Source organism: Bacteroides congonensis, from assembly GCF_900130125.1.
Classification (GTDB): Bacteria; Bacteroidota; Bacteroidia; order Bacteroidales; family Bacteroidaceae; genus Bacteroides; species Bacteroides congonensis.
Genome location: NZ_FQXY01000011.1, coordinates 934,993 through 952,906, shown reverse-complemented (window position 1 = coordinate 952,906; position 17,914 = coordinate 934,993). Strand labels below are relative to the sequence as shown.

20 protein-coding genes are annotated in these 17,914 nt (G+C 39.4%); all 20 read right to left on the bottom strand.

The window, feature by feature from the left end; all coding sequences use genetic code 11:
- Positions 1-6 precede the first annotated feature (6 nt).
- Complete coding sequence (locus BQ7997_RS21150; protein WP_139260952.1) at positions 7-1,428, bottom strand: hypothetical protein; 1,422 nt, start codon at positions 1,426-1,428, stop codon at positions 7-9.
- Positions 1,429-1,537: 109 nt separating this feature from the next.
- Positions 1,538-1,792 (bottom strand): hypothetical protein, encoded by a 255-nt coding sequence (locus BQ7997_RS21145; protein WP_073347933.1) that lies wholly within the window; start codon positions 1,790-1,792, stop codon positions 1,538-1,540.
- Positions 1,776-1,970, bottom strand: coding sequence for a hypothetical protein (locus tag BQ7997_RS21140; RefSeq protein WP_073347932.1), 195 nt, complete (start codon positions 1,968-1,970; stop codon positions 1,776-1,778). Before BQ7997_RS21140 ends, BQ7997_RS21145 begins: the two co-directional genes overlap by 17 nt.
- Positions 1,967-2,308, bottom strand: coding sequence for a hypothetical protein (locus tag BQ7997_RS21135; RefSeq protein WP_073347931.1), 342 nt, complete (start codon positions 2,306-2,308; stop codon positions 1,967-1,969). Before BQ7997_RS21135 ends, BQ7997_RS21140 begins: the two co-directional genes overlap by 4 nt.
- Positions 2,305-2,505 carry a hypothetical protein gene (locus BQ7997_RS21130; RefSeq protein ID WP_073347930.1) on the bottom strand — a complete coding sequence of 67 codons (201 nt, stop codon included), beginning with the start codon at positions 2,503-2,505 and terminating at the stop codon, positions 2,305-2,307. Before BQ7997_RS21130 ends, BQ7997_RS21135 begins: the two co-directional genes overlap by 4 nt.
- A gap of 274 nt (positions 2,506-2,779) precedes the next feature.
- On the bottom strand, positions 2,780-3,610 hold the full coding sequence (locus tag BQ7997_RS21125) for an HIRAN domain-containing protein (RefSeq protein WP_073347929.1): 831 nt from the start codon (positions 3,608-3,610) through the stop codon (positions 2,780-2,782).
- A gap of 178 nt (positions 3,611-3,788) precedes the next feature.
- Positions 3,789-4,211: a DUF5053 domain-containing protein gene (locus tag BQ7997_RS21120; RefSeq protein WP_073347928.1), complete on the bottom strand. Its 423-nt coding sequence runs from the start codon at positions 4,209-4,211 to the stop codon at positions 3,789-3,791.
- Positions 4,212-4,728: 517 nt separating this feature from the next.
- Positions 4,729-5,319: a JAB domain-containing protein gene (locus BQ7997_RS21110; protein ID WP_073348496.1), complete on the bottom strand. Its 591-nt coding sequence runs from the start codon at positions 5,317-5,319 to the stop codon at positions 4,729-4,731.
- A 7-nt stretch (positions 5,320-5,326) separates the two neighbouring features.
- The gene (locus tag BQ7997_RS21105) at positions 5,327-5,887 is read right to left on the bottom strand and encodes a phosphoribosyltransferase (protein WP_073347926.1); all 561 of its coding nucleotides are present in this window, start codon (positions 5,885-5,887) and stop codon (positions 5,327-5,329) included.
- A 702-nt stretch (positions 5,888-6,589) separates the two neighbouring features.
- Entirely contained in the window at positions 6,590-8,197 is a 1,608-nt protein-coding gene (locus BQ7997_RS21100) for a hypothetical protein (protein WP_073347925.1), read from the bottom strand.
- Positions 8,181-8,804: a hypothetical protein gene (locus tag BQ7997_RS21095; protein ID WP_073347924.1), complete on the bottom strand. Its 624-nt coding sequence runs from the start codon at positions 8,802-8,804 to the stop codon at positions 8,181-8,183. Before BQ7997_RS21095 ends, BQ7997_RS21100 begins: the two co-directional genes overlap by 17 nt.
- Complete coding sequence (locus tag BQ7997_RS21090; RefSeq protein ID WP_073347923.1) at positions 8,804-9,085, bottom strand: hypothetical protein; 282 nt, start codon at positions 9,083-9,085, stop codon at positions 8,804-8,806. The genes BQ7997_RS21095 and BQ7997_RS21090 overlap by 1 nt, the downstream gene beginning before the upstream one ends.
- Positions 9,060-9,368 (bottom strand): hypothetical protein, encoded by a 309-nt coding sequence (locus BQ7997_RS25420; protein ID WP_139260950.1) that lies wholly within the window; start codon positions 9,366-9,368, stop codon positions 9,060-9,062. Before BQ7997_RS25420 ends, BQ7997_RS21090 begins: the two co-directional genes overlap by 26 nt.
- 188 nt (positions 9,369-9,556) lie before the next feature.
- Entirely contained in the window at positions 9,557-10,360 is an 804-nt protein-coding gene (locus BQ7997_RS21080; RefSeq protein ID WP_139260948.1) for a hypothetical protein, read from the bottom strand.
- 79 nt (positions 10,361-10,439) lie between these two features.
- On the bottom strand, positions 10,440-11,048 hold the full coding sequence (locus BQ7997_RS21075) for a hypothetical protein (protein WP_073347920.1): 609 nt from the start codon (positions 11,046-11,048) through the stop codon (positions 10,440-10,442).
- 14 nt (positions 11,049-11,062) lie between these two features.
- On the bottom strand, positions 11,063-12,034 hold the full coding sequence (locus tag BQ7997_RS21070) for a hypothetical protein (RefSeq protein ID WP_073347919.1): 972 nt from the start codon (positions 12,032-12,034) through the stop codon (positions 11,063-11,065).
- A 1-nt stretch (position 12,035) separates the two neighbouring features.
- Complete coding sequence (locus BQ7997_RS21065; protein WP_073347918.1) at positions 12,036-13,052, bottom strand: Clp protease ClpP; 1,017 nt, start codon at positions 13,050-13,052, stop codon at positions 12,036-12,038.
- A gap of 55 nt (positions 13,053-13,107) precedes the next feature.
- Positions 13,108-13,524 (bottom strand): hypothetical protein, encoded by a 417-nt coding sequence (locus BQ7997_RS21060; protein WP_073347917.1) that lies wholly within the window; start codon positions 13,522-13,524, stop codon positions 13,108-13,110.
- A complete protein-coding gene (locus BQ7997_RS21055; protein WP_073347916.1) occupies positions 13,517-14,044 on the bottom strand; it encodes a hypothetical protein in 528 nt (175 codons plus the stop codon). Before BQ7997_RS21055 ends, BQ7997_RS21060 begins: the two co-directional genes overlap by 8 nt.
- A gap of 419 nt (positions 14,045-14,463) precedes the next feature.
- Positions 14,464-17,694 carry a DNA primase gene (dnaG, locus tag BQ7997_RS21050; RefSeq protein ID WP_073347915.1) on the bottom strand — a complete coding sequence of 1,077 codons (3,231 nt, stop codon included), beginning with the start codon at positions 17,692-17,694 and terminating at the stop codon, positions 14,464-14,466.
- Positions 17,695-17,914 lie beyond the last annotated feature (220 nt).

Below are 17,914 nucleotides of genomic sequence, written 5' to 3'. Positions count from 1 at the left end.
ATCATCTTATCTAAATGTTTTATCAAAGGTTTTATCAAATGTCTTAGCAGTTCGCAAAGGAGATAATTCATTCTGATTGCGGTTGGCAACACGGTAGGTAATCGACGCCCTGAAGAGAGTATCCAGGTTGTTATTCCGCTTAGTTTCTGAATCTGTGATTGTAATTTCCTTGCCTATTTCTCCCTTTTCAATCAAATACGTTGAAGTTGACCGGGCTAGCTCGTCAACCAGGCATAACATAGATTCTGGAATTACTCCTGTATCTGCCTTAAATTTCCGTTCTTCTTCAATGTAATAATTCCGGTATATGCCGTTAATGAAGGCAGCATTTCTTTTGAGAGAAGGTTCCAGTTCATTGGTTCCAGTAAAATAAAACGTTTCCAGGCAACCAAACGAGTTGGTAAAAGCAATAGCCGGATTAACATCCAGGCAGTCATTATCAACAATATACTTTTGTTTCCGGTCACCCACGCTAGCCGTGTACCCGGCTAGCGTGTATCCTTTTCTTTTAAACTTATCAGGGGAAATATCAACAGTAACCTTTTGGCGGGCGGTCGTGCTCAACTCAATATTCCACGTTAAGACCTCTGATGATTTCTTCAAATCACTATCTATCCAATCAATATTTATCTGCATAGTAATCAGATTTCGTTCGTTTTCTGTGATAAAATCTTTTTCAGTTGTTACAAAATGCAGATATTCTTTCCGTTCCGGAGCAGTAACCTTGTCGCCCATCAGCGTCGACAGAAAGAATTTACTGATAAAATCTTCGGCAAGCATATCCACATCCGCCTTACAATACAAAGCAGTAAACAAGATTTTTAAATAATCCATCTGTTCATTAGACGTTGGCTTCAAAATAAGTATTGTTACCTGAAAATCACCTAGCAGATTCTCTTGCAAATAAGGATTTATCAAAGAAGATAAATCACGAATCATTATTTCATTATTCGCATCCGGTACATACGTTTCAGCTAAAATTGTATCTACACCTTTAACTATTTCAACTTTAGCAGAATAATTTTGCCGCATTCCAACCATCTCAAAAGCTAAAGAGTCCAAAGCGGAAGAAAAGGCAAACTCCGGGAATTTGTCTTTGATTTCAAGTTTAGGCTTTACATATTCCGCCCTAAAAGAACGTGTCTTTGTTATTATATCCGCAGTAACAGTTATAGTAAACTCATGTATTCCCTGCCTTACATAGCTTTCAACGATAGCTCCAACATCTTCAATCTTTGCATCTCCAACAAAGACTTTTCTATATACTTCTTCTTCATTGCCTGCTTTATTCAGGCAGGTAATTACTGCTGTTGATTCACTTATGTCCGTCGACAAAGTTACATAATAGGCAAAATCAACCATCATGTACGTGTAAAAGTTGTCCGGTACATCCTGAGTTATTTCTATTTTACGCCATGCAATAGCCATATTTTTTTTTATTTCAAAAGTACCACCCACACCTGAAGCATAAAAAGACAAAGGCGCAGTATCTCACGACACCACGCCTTCCCAATGTTGAAAAAAAAATGTAGAATAATTATCTTGTCTGTCTCGCCATCACCCATTTAGGGCAGTTATCTTCGTCAACAATAATGTGATATCCCGTATCACGCATGACTGAAGTAATCTGATTGATGCTTATTTCGCACATATCGGATAAATCATCCTGGATGTTCTGCGAGGTTTTAAGAATTGCGTTTTCGCTATTTCTTTCTGCCGGAAGAAAAGCCATCAGGTATTCAATCAATACCATTTCTTCCGGGCTTACCTGTTCTTTATTGCCTGTCTTCATGGCCAGTCTCCTTTCTATCGTTTAATGCAATCGTTATCTGTCTTTGTAGCTCTTCCAGTTCCTCACGTGAGGCACAGAAAGAGCCTTGTCCCACTTTTAGTACAGTAAAGTCCTCAAATTCACGTTTGTCACCTGTATAACAGACAACCTTTTCAACACGAAATACCGGGGTTCTCATTGCAGTACTCCTTTCGTACTCTCACTATATTGGTAGATAGAACGTACTCTCACAATATCCAAAGAAAAAACCGTGTCCGGACACCCACATTTATCTACTGAAGCACTAACACGAAAGCTAGTACCATCCAAGCTTCCGGCACTGAAACGGATTGGTTTCAGCTTCGGATGCTGCGCATTGATTTCTTCTGTTTTTAAACGGAGTTCTTCCACAAGCGCGTCCCGTGATATTTCATCAGGAATGAGCACTCTTTCAAATTTCACGACGTAATCAATGAATTTCTTCCATGCCCGGTTTTTCGGAGCATAGGTACTTAAATGCTGTACAAAGAATCTCATTTCTGACCTCCTTTCTCATTTAAAGTGAAATTCAATACGCCATGATTCTCAATGTAGATTACTAAACCTTTTTGCCCTTTACGGACTGGAAGCGATTCAGCACCTTCAGCAATATCCAACAGGAAGTCAGATACTATTTTTTGCAGTTTCTCAACAGATACATTGCGTCTGTCAGCGCGTTTGTTTTTGTTACTCATACTAATGGATGTTTTAGCGTTATAGGCGTTTTTCTTAAAAAAAGAACGGCTGCCATTTCCCGTTCGCTAAAACATCCATTAGTATTCTATGCCGGAGCATTGAAAATAATGTGGGAGAAAGACAGCCGTATATCAATATACTGGTAGGGCATAAAAAAAGCCCATCAACTTTGTGAGCATTAACCGCACTCCGCGACATAGAAAACACTCTATGGATGTTTTAGCACTGCAAATATGAGGATTATATTTGAAAGTGCAAAAAGAAAAGTAGATTTTATTCTTTAAAACTAATTTTTGCTGTGATATATGGTATCTGATGGCGTGATTTCTTAATCACAGTACAATTGTCTATAAGATTAATCAGAGCACCCACAGACACACAATGTTCACTATCAACATATCCTATACATTCTCCGGATGCTGGAATTAACACTTTTACAGCCGAGGCATCCACTTCATTATCCGGTTCTTCCTCTAAAAGCAATTGATCACCGACCTCTAATAATACAGCTTCCAATTGTGCTTGTGCTGAACGATATGTTAATCCCTTGACTTCAAAAATCATATCAGGAATTTGTCTTTGACTGACTCCAGACTTTTTGTTAGACGAATTTATTACAGTTGTTTTTTTAGTTTTCTTTTGCTTTTCAACTTCGTCAGCCCATTTTCTAAACTGTTTTTCGCACTGCTCTACAACACTTTCTACCGTGCAGCCAATAATTTTTTCTTTTATACCTAACTCTGAATTCCAAACAAAGACTGTAAATCTCTGCCTATACTCATCAATTTCCGATGGATCAATATATAAAACAGGTCCCTCCGATTCATGGTATAGTTTTACATACTCACCCCGAACGGGACCTTCAACTACATTGGAAGAATGAAATTTTTCAATAGTTACATCAACCATTGTATTCTCTACTCTTTTTAAAGTTTGTTGCCTATCTAAAGAATGACTGTGCTTCAAAGTTTGATTCATTATCTGAATATCCATATAATCACGATCTACATTATTCTTAGATTTGCAATTATCTTCAATACTATTGTTTGTTTTTATTAGAATAACAACCAGTATTAATAATATAATTATTACGATCCACCACATAATACATAAAATTTATGATAAATAATATCACAAAGATATAGAAATCTTAATACATAGTATTCTATTAGGTACAAAAAAAAGGCTTCCAACCCGTGGAAGCCCTTTTACTTGTCAAAGTGATAGCCTCATGTCAATGAAGCCAAAGAAGGAATATCGGGATTCCTCCAAATGTGTTACTTTACTTGATGTTTAATATGGTTTCCGATAATTTATTTTTTATATCATTCAAGGCAAACTTTAAAATCTCCAACTCACTTTCCGTAAAAGCACAAGGTTTACCATTGACTATATTTCCATTAATACGTTGCGCCAACCAACTACGATCTTTTTGAAAATAGTGTTGAGCAATATAAGATAATGATAGAACATCGCATAAGTCTCCCATTCCGGTACGAACATCAACATCCGTTCGTTTCCTACGTTCCCGCGCCTCTCGCATTGCCTCACGTAATATACGTCCGGCTTCTCTCCGTTCCTCAAGCGGGATTTCTGCATTCAGCTCCTGCCATATCTTATCAAATTCCTCGCTTCCTTCTTTCGTCCGTAACAGGTGAAATTTAGAAACCAAGCCTCTGATTTTATCTTCTATCTGTTTATCCATATCCTTCTTTTATAATTAAACAAAGAAATGTCGATAAGGTTGATGAAAGGGAACCTCAAATGAGGTTCCCAAACTTTCATTCTTCTCTAAGTTCATCAGCAATCATAACGATTACACTGAATAACTCATCGTAGAATTCCGATTCTGAAAAAATAGTTCCATCATCTAGAATTTGTTTTTCATATCGGATGAGGAATCTTAAATGATCAAGCATTTCCTCACGGTCATTTAGACCTTCAACCTTATCAAACATCTCTGTGTCGTAACACACTGCAAATATAATAACGTTTTGTTTATTGCGCAATAAACAAAACGTTATTTTTCATCATTCACACTAGGTATTAACTTTAATTAAGAATCGCAATTCTATTGCGTCAAACAACCGCCGATTTGAGGCGTCCCCTCCGTGGTTGAAGGAACGGAATAAAAATCAATCTACCTATTTTTGGGTCCCATCCCGTTTTGCGAGTGTGCGAGCAAAACGGGATGGGATGCCCCGCATCCCTCCCTCCCCCCCCTATAAAAGCCCTTCATCCGAAAAGCTATAAAACGCTTTATTCGCTATAATTACATGGTCTATTAAATTGAGATTCAAAATATTTCCAGCTTTCCTTATTTCTTCCGTTAAATTCTTATCCTGTGTACTGGGACGGTTATTTCCACTCGGATGATTATGTACTACAGCAAAACGAGTAGCACCCGACTCAATCAATACCCGTATCAACAAACGAATATCCACGGGGGCAAAATCAAGACCGCCAACAGACAAACGCACTTTCTTTATCACTCTCGATGCGTTATTTATCGCTATCACCCAAAATTCTTCGTTCTGAATTTGCCCTATCAATGGTTGCATAAGGTCAAAAATATCTTTGCTCATACTTATTGTTCTACGCTCTGCTTGCGTAGATTGCTGCCTCTTATACATTTCGACCGCTGCAATAGCAACTTTCTTTCGTCCAGGTGTCAAAGATGCAAACAAATCATCCAAATTCATAGTATCAATGTCTTTCTCAAAATTACTCACTAACTGGCGGCTATTGGATAATTCATACATCAATTCACTATCACTCATATACCTGCAATCATTGTCAAATAAAGTTTCCATAATCATTTTATTTTAAAATTGTTTTACCTAAAAAATATCCTCCTAAAACTATTGCACCAAGATTTTCCAAAGCACACGCAAAACGTGCGTAGCTTGTACCCTGTGTGAGAATGTCATCAAAAATAAGTATCCTCTTTCCTTTAAAAAATTGCTTATCAAAAATGATAATTTCCGCATCCTGCACCGTCTTACTGCCTTTAGATTCATGTATCGCCAATCTTCCCCCCTCTATCGTAATAGCCGGATACGCATTTTTACATCCTGTAAGGCGTGCAACCTCTTCCGTGAAAGATTTGTAGCGAAGTGAATTTTTATCCGAGGAACTGGCAGGAATACACGCCAATGTCACATCTTCACAGTGCGAACCAAATTGCTCTCTCATCTTTTTTGCAATGAGTTCCGCCACCGATTCACTACGCTTGCCGTCTTTAAAATCCCATATCATCTTTCTAATTGCCCATTCCCGTTTGTTTGCTTCGTATTTAGTGGGTAAATAATCGAAGAATGAAAACATAAACTTTGCCCATTGGCTTTTCCATGATTTTGGGACATTGCTTTCTACTGTCATAGCTGTTTAATTTTGATTGTTTTTATTATCTTATTTATCATATTTTCTATATACAAATATAACTATTTTTCATCGAAAAATAAAACATAAATACCTGATTACCAATACAATATAAGTACATACAGAATAAAAACAAACAGAAATAACTCTTGCATCACCCAACAGGAAGAAAAAAAACTTTCGTAGAAAAAAAGTACCTTTGAGAAATAACGTCCAACAGAAGCAAGCGCAGAAAGCAAAAACCTTTCATACCATAAACAGACGTTAATAATAATAAACGTAAATTACTATAAAACAAGCAATTACCGATAAAAATGCCCTAAAATTGCAGCACAAAATTTCATTTTTCCAGCCCTCAAAAAGTTAAGAACCTGACACACAACACACTAACACAGCGCAGCCCGCACCTTAGTGCGGAACTGGCGAAGCCTACCCCCCACCGCCCTATGCAAAAAATCTCATTACCACCCTCTTTTTCAGCGGAATATGTAATAAATCCTTACACACCGGGCGGTACGCGGCAATCGTGCGAAAAAAAGAAAACCGCCATCCGCTTTTCACGAATGACGGCAATAGAAAAGGTAATTACCTTATTGAATCGGCTTAGGGATAGCAGAGGAAATTAGAAATCGGTCGGGTCGCTCCCCGTCCTATTTCTGATTGCAACGAATAGCCCGACCCATAGGGGAAGCCCCAAAGAAACTACATGGAAGAAGTAACAAACATATTAATATGAGTCTTAGGAAACTTCTCACAACCTATACATAACGTATCGAAAGCGTCCGAACCATCCGTTCTACCTTCAAGCTTATCATCTTCAGTCTCCGCCAACTTCTCACCACGCTTATCCTTACCACCATTATACACGCCTGCCGTCTGGATAGAGATAAGCAGGTCCTCATTGTTCTGTTCATTGAACATAGGCATCAAATTAGCCCGCCCTGCAAACATACGATTAATAAGAAGATGTTTCTCTATGTGAGACATAGGCTTACCTATGTACACTTCCTGAACTTCCCACCCCCGCTTCTTGAACTCATGAGCAATTACCCATCGGAAATCCTGATTATTGACCGCATAGTTACTCCCCAGGGCTGTACTATCATAATAGAATATAACCTTCTTGCGCTTATGCAACCGATAGTATTTGCAGAAGTCGTCTACCAGTTCCGGGAGCTTACGTTCATACTTCACAAAGAAAGACTTCAGAACCTTCAGTTTACCGCCCTGAGGCTGTCCGGCTACCAACCAGTTAATATTAGCATTATAATCAAACGCTATGCAGATGGGCATACCTGGTTCGACATCAGCATCAGCCAGCGAGGTCGGCTCCTTCAGTTTGTCGAACTTATATTCAAGACTATCCAGGTAAGAGAAGTTAGAAGCTGCATACTTATGATGCTGCCTCATGGACGAATAGAAACCATCACGTGTGATACCTATCCGCTTGCAAAGAATAGATGTCTGAAAGGTTAATGGCGGAAGGTCACGTTTCATGTCATTTATCCATTTCTCACCAAGAACCTGCATATTCCAAATACTGGAATACTCTTTATACAGGACAGCAACCGAACGCATCCGGCACAGGTCACGACTCAATGTACGGAGATAAGAACGCAGGTAATCCGGCACGGTCTTACCTTCCACCTGGAGTCCCTTTATCTTCTCCTTAGTTTTCCATATCTCATAAATAGCCGCCTGGATAACTTCGATTAGTTCCGGGTCACACTTCTTTTCATAATCCAGGAACCAAGAACCTTTCTTTGTTACGGGCATATCCGAAGAAATTAACATTCCATGATGAAAGAAATGTTGCCCGAAATATTGTTTATTGCCACGATTAGCCGGAAGCGTCTCATCTTTCAACTGCTCGAAGTCTATGAACTTCGCTTCATCAATATCAAGAGCGTCATAAGAATGGGAATTTGACGTACCACTTCTATCCTGGGAGATGATGTATCCTATCGAGCCGTTATACAAAGATATGATATTCTCCCAGTTATCCGGTTCAAACAAAGGCTCTCCCCATCCCCATGACTTAGGCGGCTTCTTACCAACACACCAATGAAGATCACGTTTAAAACCCCAATTCTCCCAATGAATAAGCATGGAAGGAAGCGTATTGGTAAGAACACGCTTGCAGTTGGCTCCCACAATACCCGTGATAGAACCGGGCATGCGCTGCATATTACGAAGATTCCAGGCTGCATGAATCAATCCTTTCCCGATACCACGCCCACCTACTATCACGTTATCTTTAGCGGCTGTGTACATTACTTCCTGCTGCGGGTCATTAAAGTACTGTTTCATTATTATTCAATTTAGGATTGAAAATGTCGTCCTCGTTAAACTCCACCTCTTCAAATTCAACGTCTTCTATGTCGTCAGACCAATACTGTTGTATTTTGGACTTGATTCGTTCCCTGACATTAGGAATAGGCTTGATTCCAAGAACCGTCGGGTCATCGGTAGGCTCGAAAGGCTGTACTATAATCTTATCATAGCCCTTATCAAGAATATCTTCTTTGTCAAGCTGAGTGTATTTACCATAATAGTTCGCAGCTGCGCCCATCGCACGCGCATCCTTGATGCGTTTTGCCATTTCGTATGTCTCATCAATCATCTGGCAGAACTTATAGCGATGGTAGTCCTTGGTTGTTTTAGCCAAATCACCCAACAAACGTTTAATCAGGCGCACATCTTCGTAAGCAGTGGACTTGCTGACCTTATAACGCAGTTCCAGTTCCCCCACTATTTCCAAATCCTTCTTACGAGGGAACTGAAGCCAATAATTATACATATCCCGTAACCGAATCAACCGTTGTTGAATCAGTTCGGGTATTCCTTCTTTCGTCATTTCTTCGATGTCGGAAAAAAGGTACTTCTCACATACGTCAATAGTAGCAGGTACAGGCATTATAAATCTTCATCTGAATCCATATTCAATAAATAGCTGTTTGTCAGCTGCACCGCCAACGGGCTTCCGACATTAGCCAGTTCAATCTCTTGTTTCCGTAATTTCAGCGCGGTAGAAGCCTTGGAATGATAATACGCACGTGATATCGGGGTCTTCTTATCCCGGATATCCAGGCGCAGCTCATCAACATCGACATTAAGCAATACCGCCATATCCGAAACAGGAGTCAAACATTCCGCCAACTCCCTTATTTTTTCAATCTGTTCCGTTGAATAATCCATCAAGCAAAATAGCATTAGTGTTTACAATCTTAGAAAATTGTTCCTGAAGGTCAAGATACACACGCGGATCAGTCGTTATCATCCCGGATTCCGTCCTGTTCCCCCGTGTTTGGTTTTGAGAAGTACAAATAGACACCATCCATTTGGAGTTCCGGATAAGAATTACTTTTGAGTGATTCTCCGCCAGGTAGACATTATCAAACACATTCGATATGAATGTATATAAGTTCACCGTCTTGCGGGACGCCTTCAAGTCTGTCAACATCGTAGCCTTTGTTATCATCCCCTTTTTCCGGAGACGAAAAATTTGTCTTAAAAACTCTTCCGAGGTTGAAAAAGTGGATATATAGATTTCAGCAGGTCCCGTTTCAGAAAGAATCTTTTCGATGACATCAAATAACTGTATGCGATTATCCAGGTACGCCTGGAGCGGCGTACCGGATAAAGGCTTTATTATCTGATTGACAAGCTTCATTTCACAACCAAACCTAAAGCTACCAACTCAGCAACCTGCTCCGCATCCACCGTGTTTCCCGTTGAAATCAGATAATCATAACGTTCCTGAACTTTAGCCAGCAACGCAACATATTTGCTTTCATCAGCCCCTCTCAAATCAGCCAGTTTCTTTTTATTGTCAGAAAGATATTTGCGAGCCGCATTCACTTTCTTTGAAACGGTTGCCGGGTCCTCTGCCGGTTCCACTTTCTTTTCTTCCTTTTTCGCTTCAGGAACACCAGGCTTATATTCATCATAAGCCTGCATATTGGCACGGTACTTTTTATCCGCCCCATCCAATTGCTTCAAGTATTCGTAACGGTCACAAGCGGCGGCTTTCTCCATGCCTTTCAGTTGCTCAAACAATTCCTTTATCTTGAACCAAATCCCAGCACACTCATCCCAGAGAGCCTTGATTTCATCCGGCAAAGCCTCATGGTCTGACCGCTTACCAATAGCAACAGTTCCCGATTGCGGTACATCATCATCGGAAGAGATGACCGGAGCACCCTTTGCCAAAGTTTCCTGTACATGAGGAAGCACTTCCTTATTCAGAGCGACAACATCGGAAACTGTCTGCCTATCGAGCCTTATACGAAGATGTTTCTTCAGTTCATACTCCACCTTGTCTGCAAACTTTTCCGGTTTCCGGAGCACATTTTGAAAAAAGATACGATTCCGGTTGAGAGACAGCAACATCGTTGCTCCATCAATTACATTGCGGTCTTCAGGAGCCTGTCCCAAATAATCCTGCATTTTTTTTGTTAATTCATTATCCATAACTTCAAATTAAAAAGGTGATGGCACAGACCAGCCACGCCACCACCATAAACACACCAATTAAACTGAAAGAAAAATATTATTCCACAGGGGCATCTTCCCATGCCGAACCATCAGCACCGGAAATATCTCCATCTTCTGTTTCGATTTTACCCGGATAGAAAGGCGCGGGGCATACATCCGTAGCTTCGACTTCCAATGTTGTTCCCGCTTCTCCATTGTACCCTTCCCCTAAAGCCTGTGACGCCTTAGTGTCCACATCAAATTCATCCGAACCGAGTACACGGAATTTTTTGTTACGCTGCTGAACCAGGTACACGAGGTTATCAATATTAGCCTGGCGTGCGAATCCTGTCGCTTCTTCATCCGTTCCGGCATGTTTCAACGTTGATTTATTCAGTGATGTCCGGGAAGGCTTTTCGCCTTGAGATTCAGACGTGACATTTGACTTTGCATCCAGTGCATCCAATGACCGCCACTTTTTATCAGCAGCCAAAACAAAATTACCCTGATAAGTAGCCAGTTCGCCCATGGCTTTAGCTTCCTTAATAGAAGGAAGCTTAGGCCACTCTACAATTTCGGATTTGGGTATGAAATATACCCGTTGTCTGATACCAGGAAGAGTGGTTCTTCCGTCACACCACTCTAAAGATTCATATAGACTTGAATTTTCGCATTTATTAGCCATATTTTCCTCCTTTCTTAGATAGCCGCTACACCATCAATTCCTGCAACAAGCAAACGTTCTTTTGAAATTGTTTCAAACTCAACGCCAAAAAACATCGTAGCGATAAACTGAAGCGTGAAAGCTTTAAAACGGGCTATTTCAATATTTTCCTCTTCTCCCATTTGATTAACGCCAACCAACAGGTTACGCTTAGTTGTCAAATGAATAAACGGGCTGTTACGCTTGTTTGACATAGGGATAATGTGAACATTATCAAAGCCTTCAACAGTATATTGCTTATATTCCTTATTGTAAGGAATAGCCCCTACGGCCAATTGATAATCATCGCAGTAATCCTGCAACACATGTTTAGGAACGATAAGCTGCAAATTTTCTTCATCAGTCAATTGTTCGTCGGCAGCCCGGCAAATTTCCTTCAGCACATCAACAGCATTGGTCTTGTCTATCTTGTCAATAGTGAAATAGTTGCCTAAGTCTTTAGTCAGCTTGTTTGCATCCAGTTCCTTTTTCGTAATTGTATCAAAGCCATTGAACAAATCCTTGGATTTTTCCCCGGCTTCATTTCTTACTGCGTTCCAGAGCACTTTATTCAAATTCTTACCCAACTGAGCGGAAAGATAAGCAACGACCAAACGGGTGATTTCAGTTGTTTTCAACCCTTCACCTTTCGTAATGTTCGAACCCCACATGGACTGATAAATCTTATTGGGTGAGAAGTTGCGAACAACAGAACCGAAATACGTGTACAACGTTCTTGGATTAACGATTACTTCGTCATTATCCTCACGTGTCTCACTATAAGGTCCAAACTGGATGTCTCCCGACAATTCACCGACCGTCTCCGAATAACGAATACCCGGTCTTAAATTCATATAGGGCAAAGAAGCCGATAATGCCAAAACAGGCATCATCAGAAAATCTTTTCTATACTTGCGAGCGGTCTTGCTAAGGTCCTCGCTATTAATATTAACTCCGATTCCTTCCATCTTAGATATATTCTTTTACTTGGTTGTACATAGACGTTGCCGTCACTTTATCGTCTCCCTCACCGCCCTCAATCTTAACGGTATCATCACCTGGCTTCTTACCCAAATTTTCAATCTGCTCATCTTTTTGGGCAAGCGATTCTTTTTGGTTTGACACTTCCTCTTCCAGAGAAGTCACTTTATCGTTGAGGGCTTTAACCTGGTCTTCGGAAAGTGCAACCTTTCCGGATTTGTCAAACTCCAAGCCTTCAACGTTCAGGATGGTGTTGACCTTTGAATAGTCTTTTTTCATTGTTATAACATTATGATTAGTAATATCTGAGGGTGACACCGTATTCGCCTTTAATGGAGAAATGAGGCGATCCAGTTTTACAGAAATGTTATGAAGAACATTTCCTAGCGAATTTTCATTATCGTCATGCTTACGGGAAGGAAGCGCCGGAAAACCGAGCACATTCAATTTTTCCTCAACCTTGGCAAAATCAAATTTTTCATCGTCTTTCTCGATGATTTCATCAATAAAGCCATAGTCTAATGCTTCTTGAGCGGTCAACCAGGAGCCAGCCTTCAAAACATCAAGAATTTCATTTATAGGTTTCTTGCATTTATCTGCGTACATACTAGCCAGTACTAAATCGTACTTGTCATTTTGCAGCTTATTTTCCTTCAGCTCTTGAATAAGTGCTTCCATCTGATCCGCGTTGTACTGTCCCCAGGCGTCAATCCAATTGCTGACCTTATGCACCATGAACATGGAGTATTTGGAAGCACAGACTTTGTTTGCTCCCAACGCCACAATAGTAGCACTGGAAGCAACACAACCATATAAATAAGCAGTAACATCACCGTGGTCAATGAATTGTTGACGAATATCCAACCCATCATCAACAGAGCCACCAAGAGAAGAGATACGTACATTGACAGGTTTGCCTTTCAGTCCTGCCAACTGGTTATGGATATACTGTTTAGAATATCCCCAACGACCGATAAAGTCGTCAATGTTGAGATTATACGTCATATCGCAATCTTTTTTATTGCAATATTACGCCTATACCTTATTTAATAAAAAGACCTCAATCTAGCTGTAAAAGCATAGGAATGGTATTAGAATAGGTTACAGTCATAGTACAACCGCATTGTGCAGATGGAGAATTTGGATAGTTTTCATTGAAAGTAACAAGAGGGTATGGTGATTTATCCGTTCCTATCAAAAATTGTTCTCCGGACACGGTTGTTACCCGGAAACATAATTTCCTGTTACCAACATTTATCCGCTGCGGAAGAAGAGCTGTAAGCTTTGAAGTGTAGATACGCACTTTATCATCTATTTTATCCGAACTTTCAACCGACGATAATCCGATTGCATCAAGTTCATCAAACGGGCGGTAAATTTCAAGAAGAATACCGGAATTATTAACTATCGTAGAATTGGTCAAATGCCTGGCTTCAATCATCTCTACTTTTTTGACTTGTCTTAATATGCTATACATGACTGTTCGGGGTTGTTCGGGGTTGTTCAAAATAGGCGCCCTTATCCTCGCGTTTTCTTGTTAAAGAACCTAAAAACACGCCTTTTTTATTATATGCATTACGAATACGATAGTATTTCTGCCGTACTGTCTCTGCGTAATCATCATCAATACCATGAAGTTCACACCAGGCGGCGATCATCTTATTTAAGCCTACCGAACCGTCAGACATATCCCCCAATTCATTCCACATATTTCGACGGAATAAATCTTCTATCGCTTCAATTACTGCTTCTTTGGCACGTGGTCCCAAGTAGTTGTAAATAGCAGGGTCTTTGGCTTTGGAATCAGGAATGACAATCGCGGTCGCTCCTTCAAACATCATCTCCGGCTGTTTGCCCTGGGGAAGTTTTTGAAGAAAACGACGAATGACAGAGTTTTCATTACTTTGCGCCGGAAACCGAACCGGATTTCCAAGAGCAGAGGTTAGCCACTGAGACAGGTATTTCTCTAATTTGATGTATATAACGAAGTCTTTCATATTTAATTAATTTGCCTACAAAAGTAATATATATAATACTAAATCAATATACATAACACTTTTATATATTATATATAGTACACCCATTTTCGATTCTACACCTACTACACTTTATACACACAGCGAACAATCTAATAATCAGATAATTACACAAAAAATGATTATTCTACATTTGTAGAATATGAAATGATTTGTAGAAAAGAATGGCATTTTTCTATATTTGTAGAAATTTGTAGAACAATATAGAAGCATTATAATATATGTAACTATCTCTATTATAACATTGTAGAAAGTGTAGAAGATGTAGAAGCTATTATCATCCCAAACTAATTCATCTGCATTTGCGAAAGGTATATAAGAAAAAGGGTGCATCCGCTTCACAGCGTCTACACCCTCGACAATGATATTTTAGTATAGGATTAAAAATTAAACTTCTTTTGCGATTCGGATTCAGGACTTTGCTCTGGCTCTGTATCTAATGAATTATCTTCTATGCCTGTGTCAACTTCTAAATTGATATTATAGGCATTCATTATCATTTCATAATCAAAACACATGGCTTGTTCAACCATAGTTGTCTTTCCAAACTTTTCTTTCCCATCAATTGTTTCCATCCTGGCAGTGACTTCCATTCCCTTCTGAATGTTTTTAAACCGTACAGAGTTTTTAATTCCCATATATTCTTTTGAGTTTTCCAAATAATATTTTAAAGATTCAATTGGGAGTGCAGAATCACCTACCTGTTTAGCGAACTTTTTATAAAGCATGAAGATACGAGTTCTTCTCATCAAAAGAATAGGTCTAGGTCGTATATACTCTATCCCATTCTTTATCACATTAGATTTAAACTTTTTCATATATTCAATCCGGTAATCAGATTCATTAAATATTTCACCATCCTGCAAAAGATAAGAAACCACATTCCAAAAATTAGCAAGTTCGTTATTACTTTTACATTCCTGATTTTGCCTGATAACCCCTGTTACTATTATATCCAACATCTCTTTATAGGAGAAAGGAACATCAACAACAGCTTCCAATGTGTGAAATGCCGCCAATGGGATCACCCAATTCCTTTGAATGCGGTCTTCAATTTTTTCATTCTTCAGACGTTCATTAAGATCATTCATACACTGTTTGTAGTTGCTTAAAAACTCTGTCTCCATTTTTGACCGGTATCTTAATAGCTGCAATGTTAAATGAGAAAGCCCCATATCCCGAATCGTTTTACATTCGTCGAACGCTTTCTTTTCATCATTAGAAAACTCTGTTTTATTGAATGTAAGATATACCAACCGTGAAAACAGGGCAATGTCAATAGTAGTCATCTCCTGACCGGATAAAATAACACCGCAATCGACGCTGGTTATCTCCCGCTTCTTATCCCGGTCCATATTCATACGGCTACGCCCCGCGCCATCCCACAGACCTTTCAGAAATTCACGCTTATCAATATCAATCGTATTCTTATATTCATCAATATGCACTAAGGCATTTGCGCATTGTGCCACCAAATCTCCCATAGCTGCAATAGTAGCATTTTGAATATTAGGCGGAGTATTCTTTATAATAAAGAACGACATTAGAGAATGTCCCAATTCCGACTTACCAGAACCCTTTGGACCAAAAAGATTGAGAATAGGAAAACTCTTTGTATAGCCAACTATTATATCACGAAATAATGTAGCCAATAAAAAGCAGATACCTACTTTTGCATTGTCTCCAAACACTTTTATTAACTTCTCCGCATATTCGTTCAACGTAACTCCGCTATATGTGGTGTGAATAAAACGCCGTTCAAACTGAAAGAGCTTCACATCGTCCCGGTATATCTTACTGCTAGCAGGAAGGTAATAATTTCCAGACTCCAAACGAACAATTCCATATTCATCCACCGGATGCCATTCTGTATCAAACGCTCCGTTACCAAAAGCAAAAAATCCTTTGCGCTGCCAACCGAGTTGCGTGATTTCGACGGCAGTCTCCGTTTGTTCATACAGGAACATTTTCAATTTGGTCAATTCTTTTTCGGTTGCTAACCAAATATAATTCCCCAACCCTTCCACTTTCTGTTTAAATTTTGATAATGAAACCAGATCCTCTTGTTTCATTTCAATCAATTCCTCCTGTTTATTCTGATTCTTTATTTTATAAAGACGTTTGGGGAGCAGAGAATCCTTGATATGAAACATAGGTGTCATGGCGAAATTTGACCATTGCCAGGGCTGCCCATCTTTAGTGATAGAATAGTAAGAATTATATTCTTCATAGAAACCATAGCGCCCATATAAATCCCGGTCTATCTTTTTCCCATCATTCAATACTTTCTTAGCCTGAATCAACTTCTTAGCCTGATTCATTGCCGTAGTCCACAAAGATTTATTTTTGTATAAATCCTGCAACTTCGTTAAGTACATTGATTCTTTTACATCATCTTTCACCATAGCCACCATCTGACATATAGAGTTGATAGCAGTGCTTTTTTCTTCAGTGGTTATGGCTTCCTGAAATATATTTTTAGCATACCAAGTGATGAAATCTTCTTCCTCAAGCAAATCGAATTTCGGTTTGTTGGTACAAAATGAATCCGGGTCATTTTTTGTTTGTCCCTCGCCCATCGGTATCTCTTTGACAGATACCGAAAATCCGCACTGCATAGCCATCAGTCCACTTTTCATGACTGAGGTAATTCCAGGGCCAAACTTCTCATTTTCTTTTGGCGGGTCTGCGTCCGGAAGAAAACAAATCCGAGTTGCGTATTTTTTCAGAAGTTCAAAATGATTCTTTGTCCATCCCGTACCAAGCGGAGCAACCGTATTGTTCACATATATGCGTTGCATCTGCATTACGTCCGGTGCACCCTCTACCCCATAAAACTTATCTTCCTTAACAGCCTGACGGATGGCAACATCAATTCCGAATATTGAATTGTGTTTTAAATAAATCTCCGATTCTGAAGAATTGAGATATTTAGGTATCTCTTTATTATCCGATAGCCTACGTGCCGTAAATCCTATAATGTGTCGATAGCGGTCCCGTATGGGAATAATGATACGATCCCGGTAAAAATCGTATTGTTTCCCTTTCTCGCTCTCTTTAATAAGTCCCAACTCCAATAATATATCTATCGAAAGAGATGCTTTTTTTGCAAAGTTGCACAGTACGTTCCACTCATTCGGGGCAAAACCAATCTGCATTTCATCTGCATAATCTTTGCCCCATCGCTTTTCAATATAGAGTTTAGCATCCTTTGCATCTTCGCGTTGCAAGTTTTGAACAAATAACTCCGCACACTTGGCGTTGATGACGAACATAGATTCACGTTTCATCCGTTTTTGTTCCTGTTCGGGTGTCGCCCTTTCCTCTTCAATAGCAATTCCATATTTTTGCGCCAAATACTTTGCCGCTTCAGGAAAGCTCATTGCTTCATGTTCCATCATAAAGGTTATTGCATTACCACCTTTGTGGCATCCATAACAATGGAAGGTTCCACGGACCGGATTAACCTTGAATGAGGGCGTTTTTTCTTTATGTAACGGACAACAGGCTTCATAATTAGAACCTCTCTTCTTTAGTTCTGTAAATTGTCCTATGACATCCACAATGTCAGCCCTATCTAATATTTGCTCAATATACTTATCCTCTATCATTGCCTTTATTTTTTTGCGAACCTATCACTTTTTTATCTGAAGGAAAAAATCAACTGCGGTAAACCACTGTAGCATTATTTTCCAAATGATAATCATTCATTCCATAGGCCGCCAATTCACTCATACAAGTGTAAACACATTTAATGAACAGTTCATAATTTTCAGGTAAAACCTCGTGCAATATATACAGTGATTCCCGGTGCTTCATATTAAACATCCT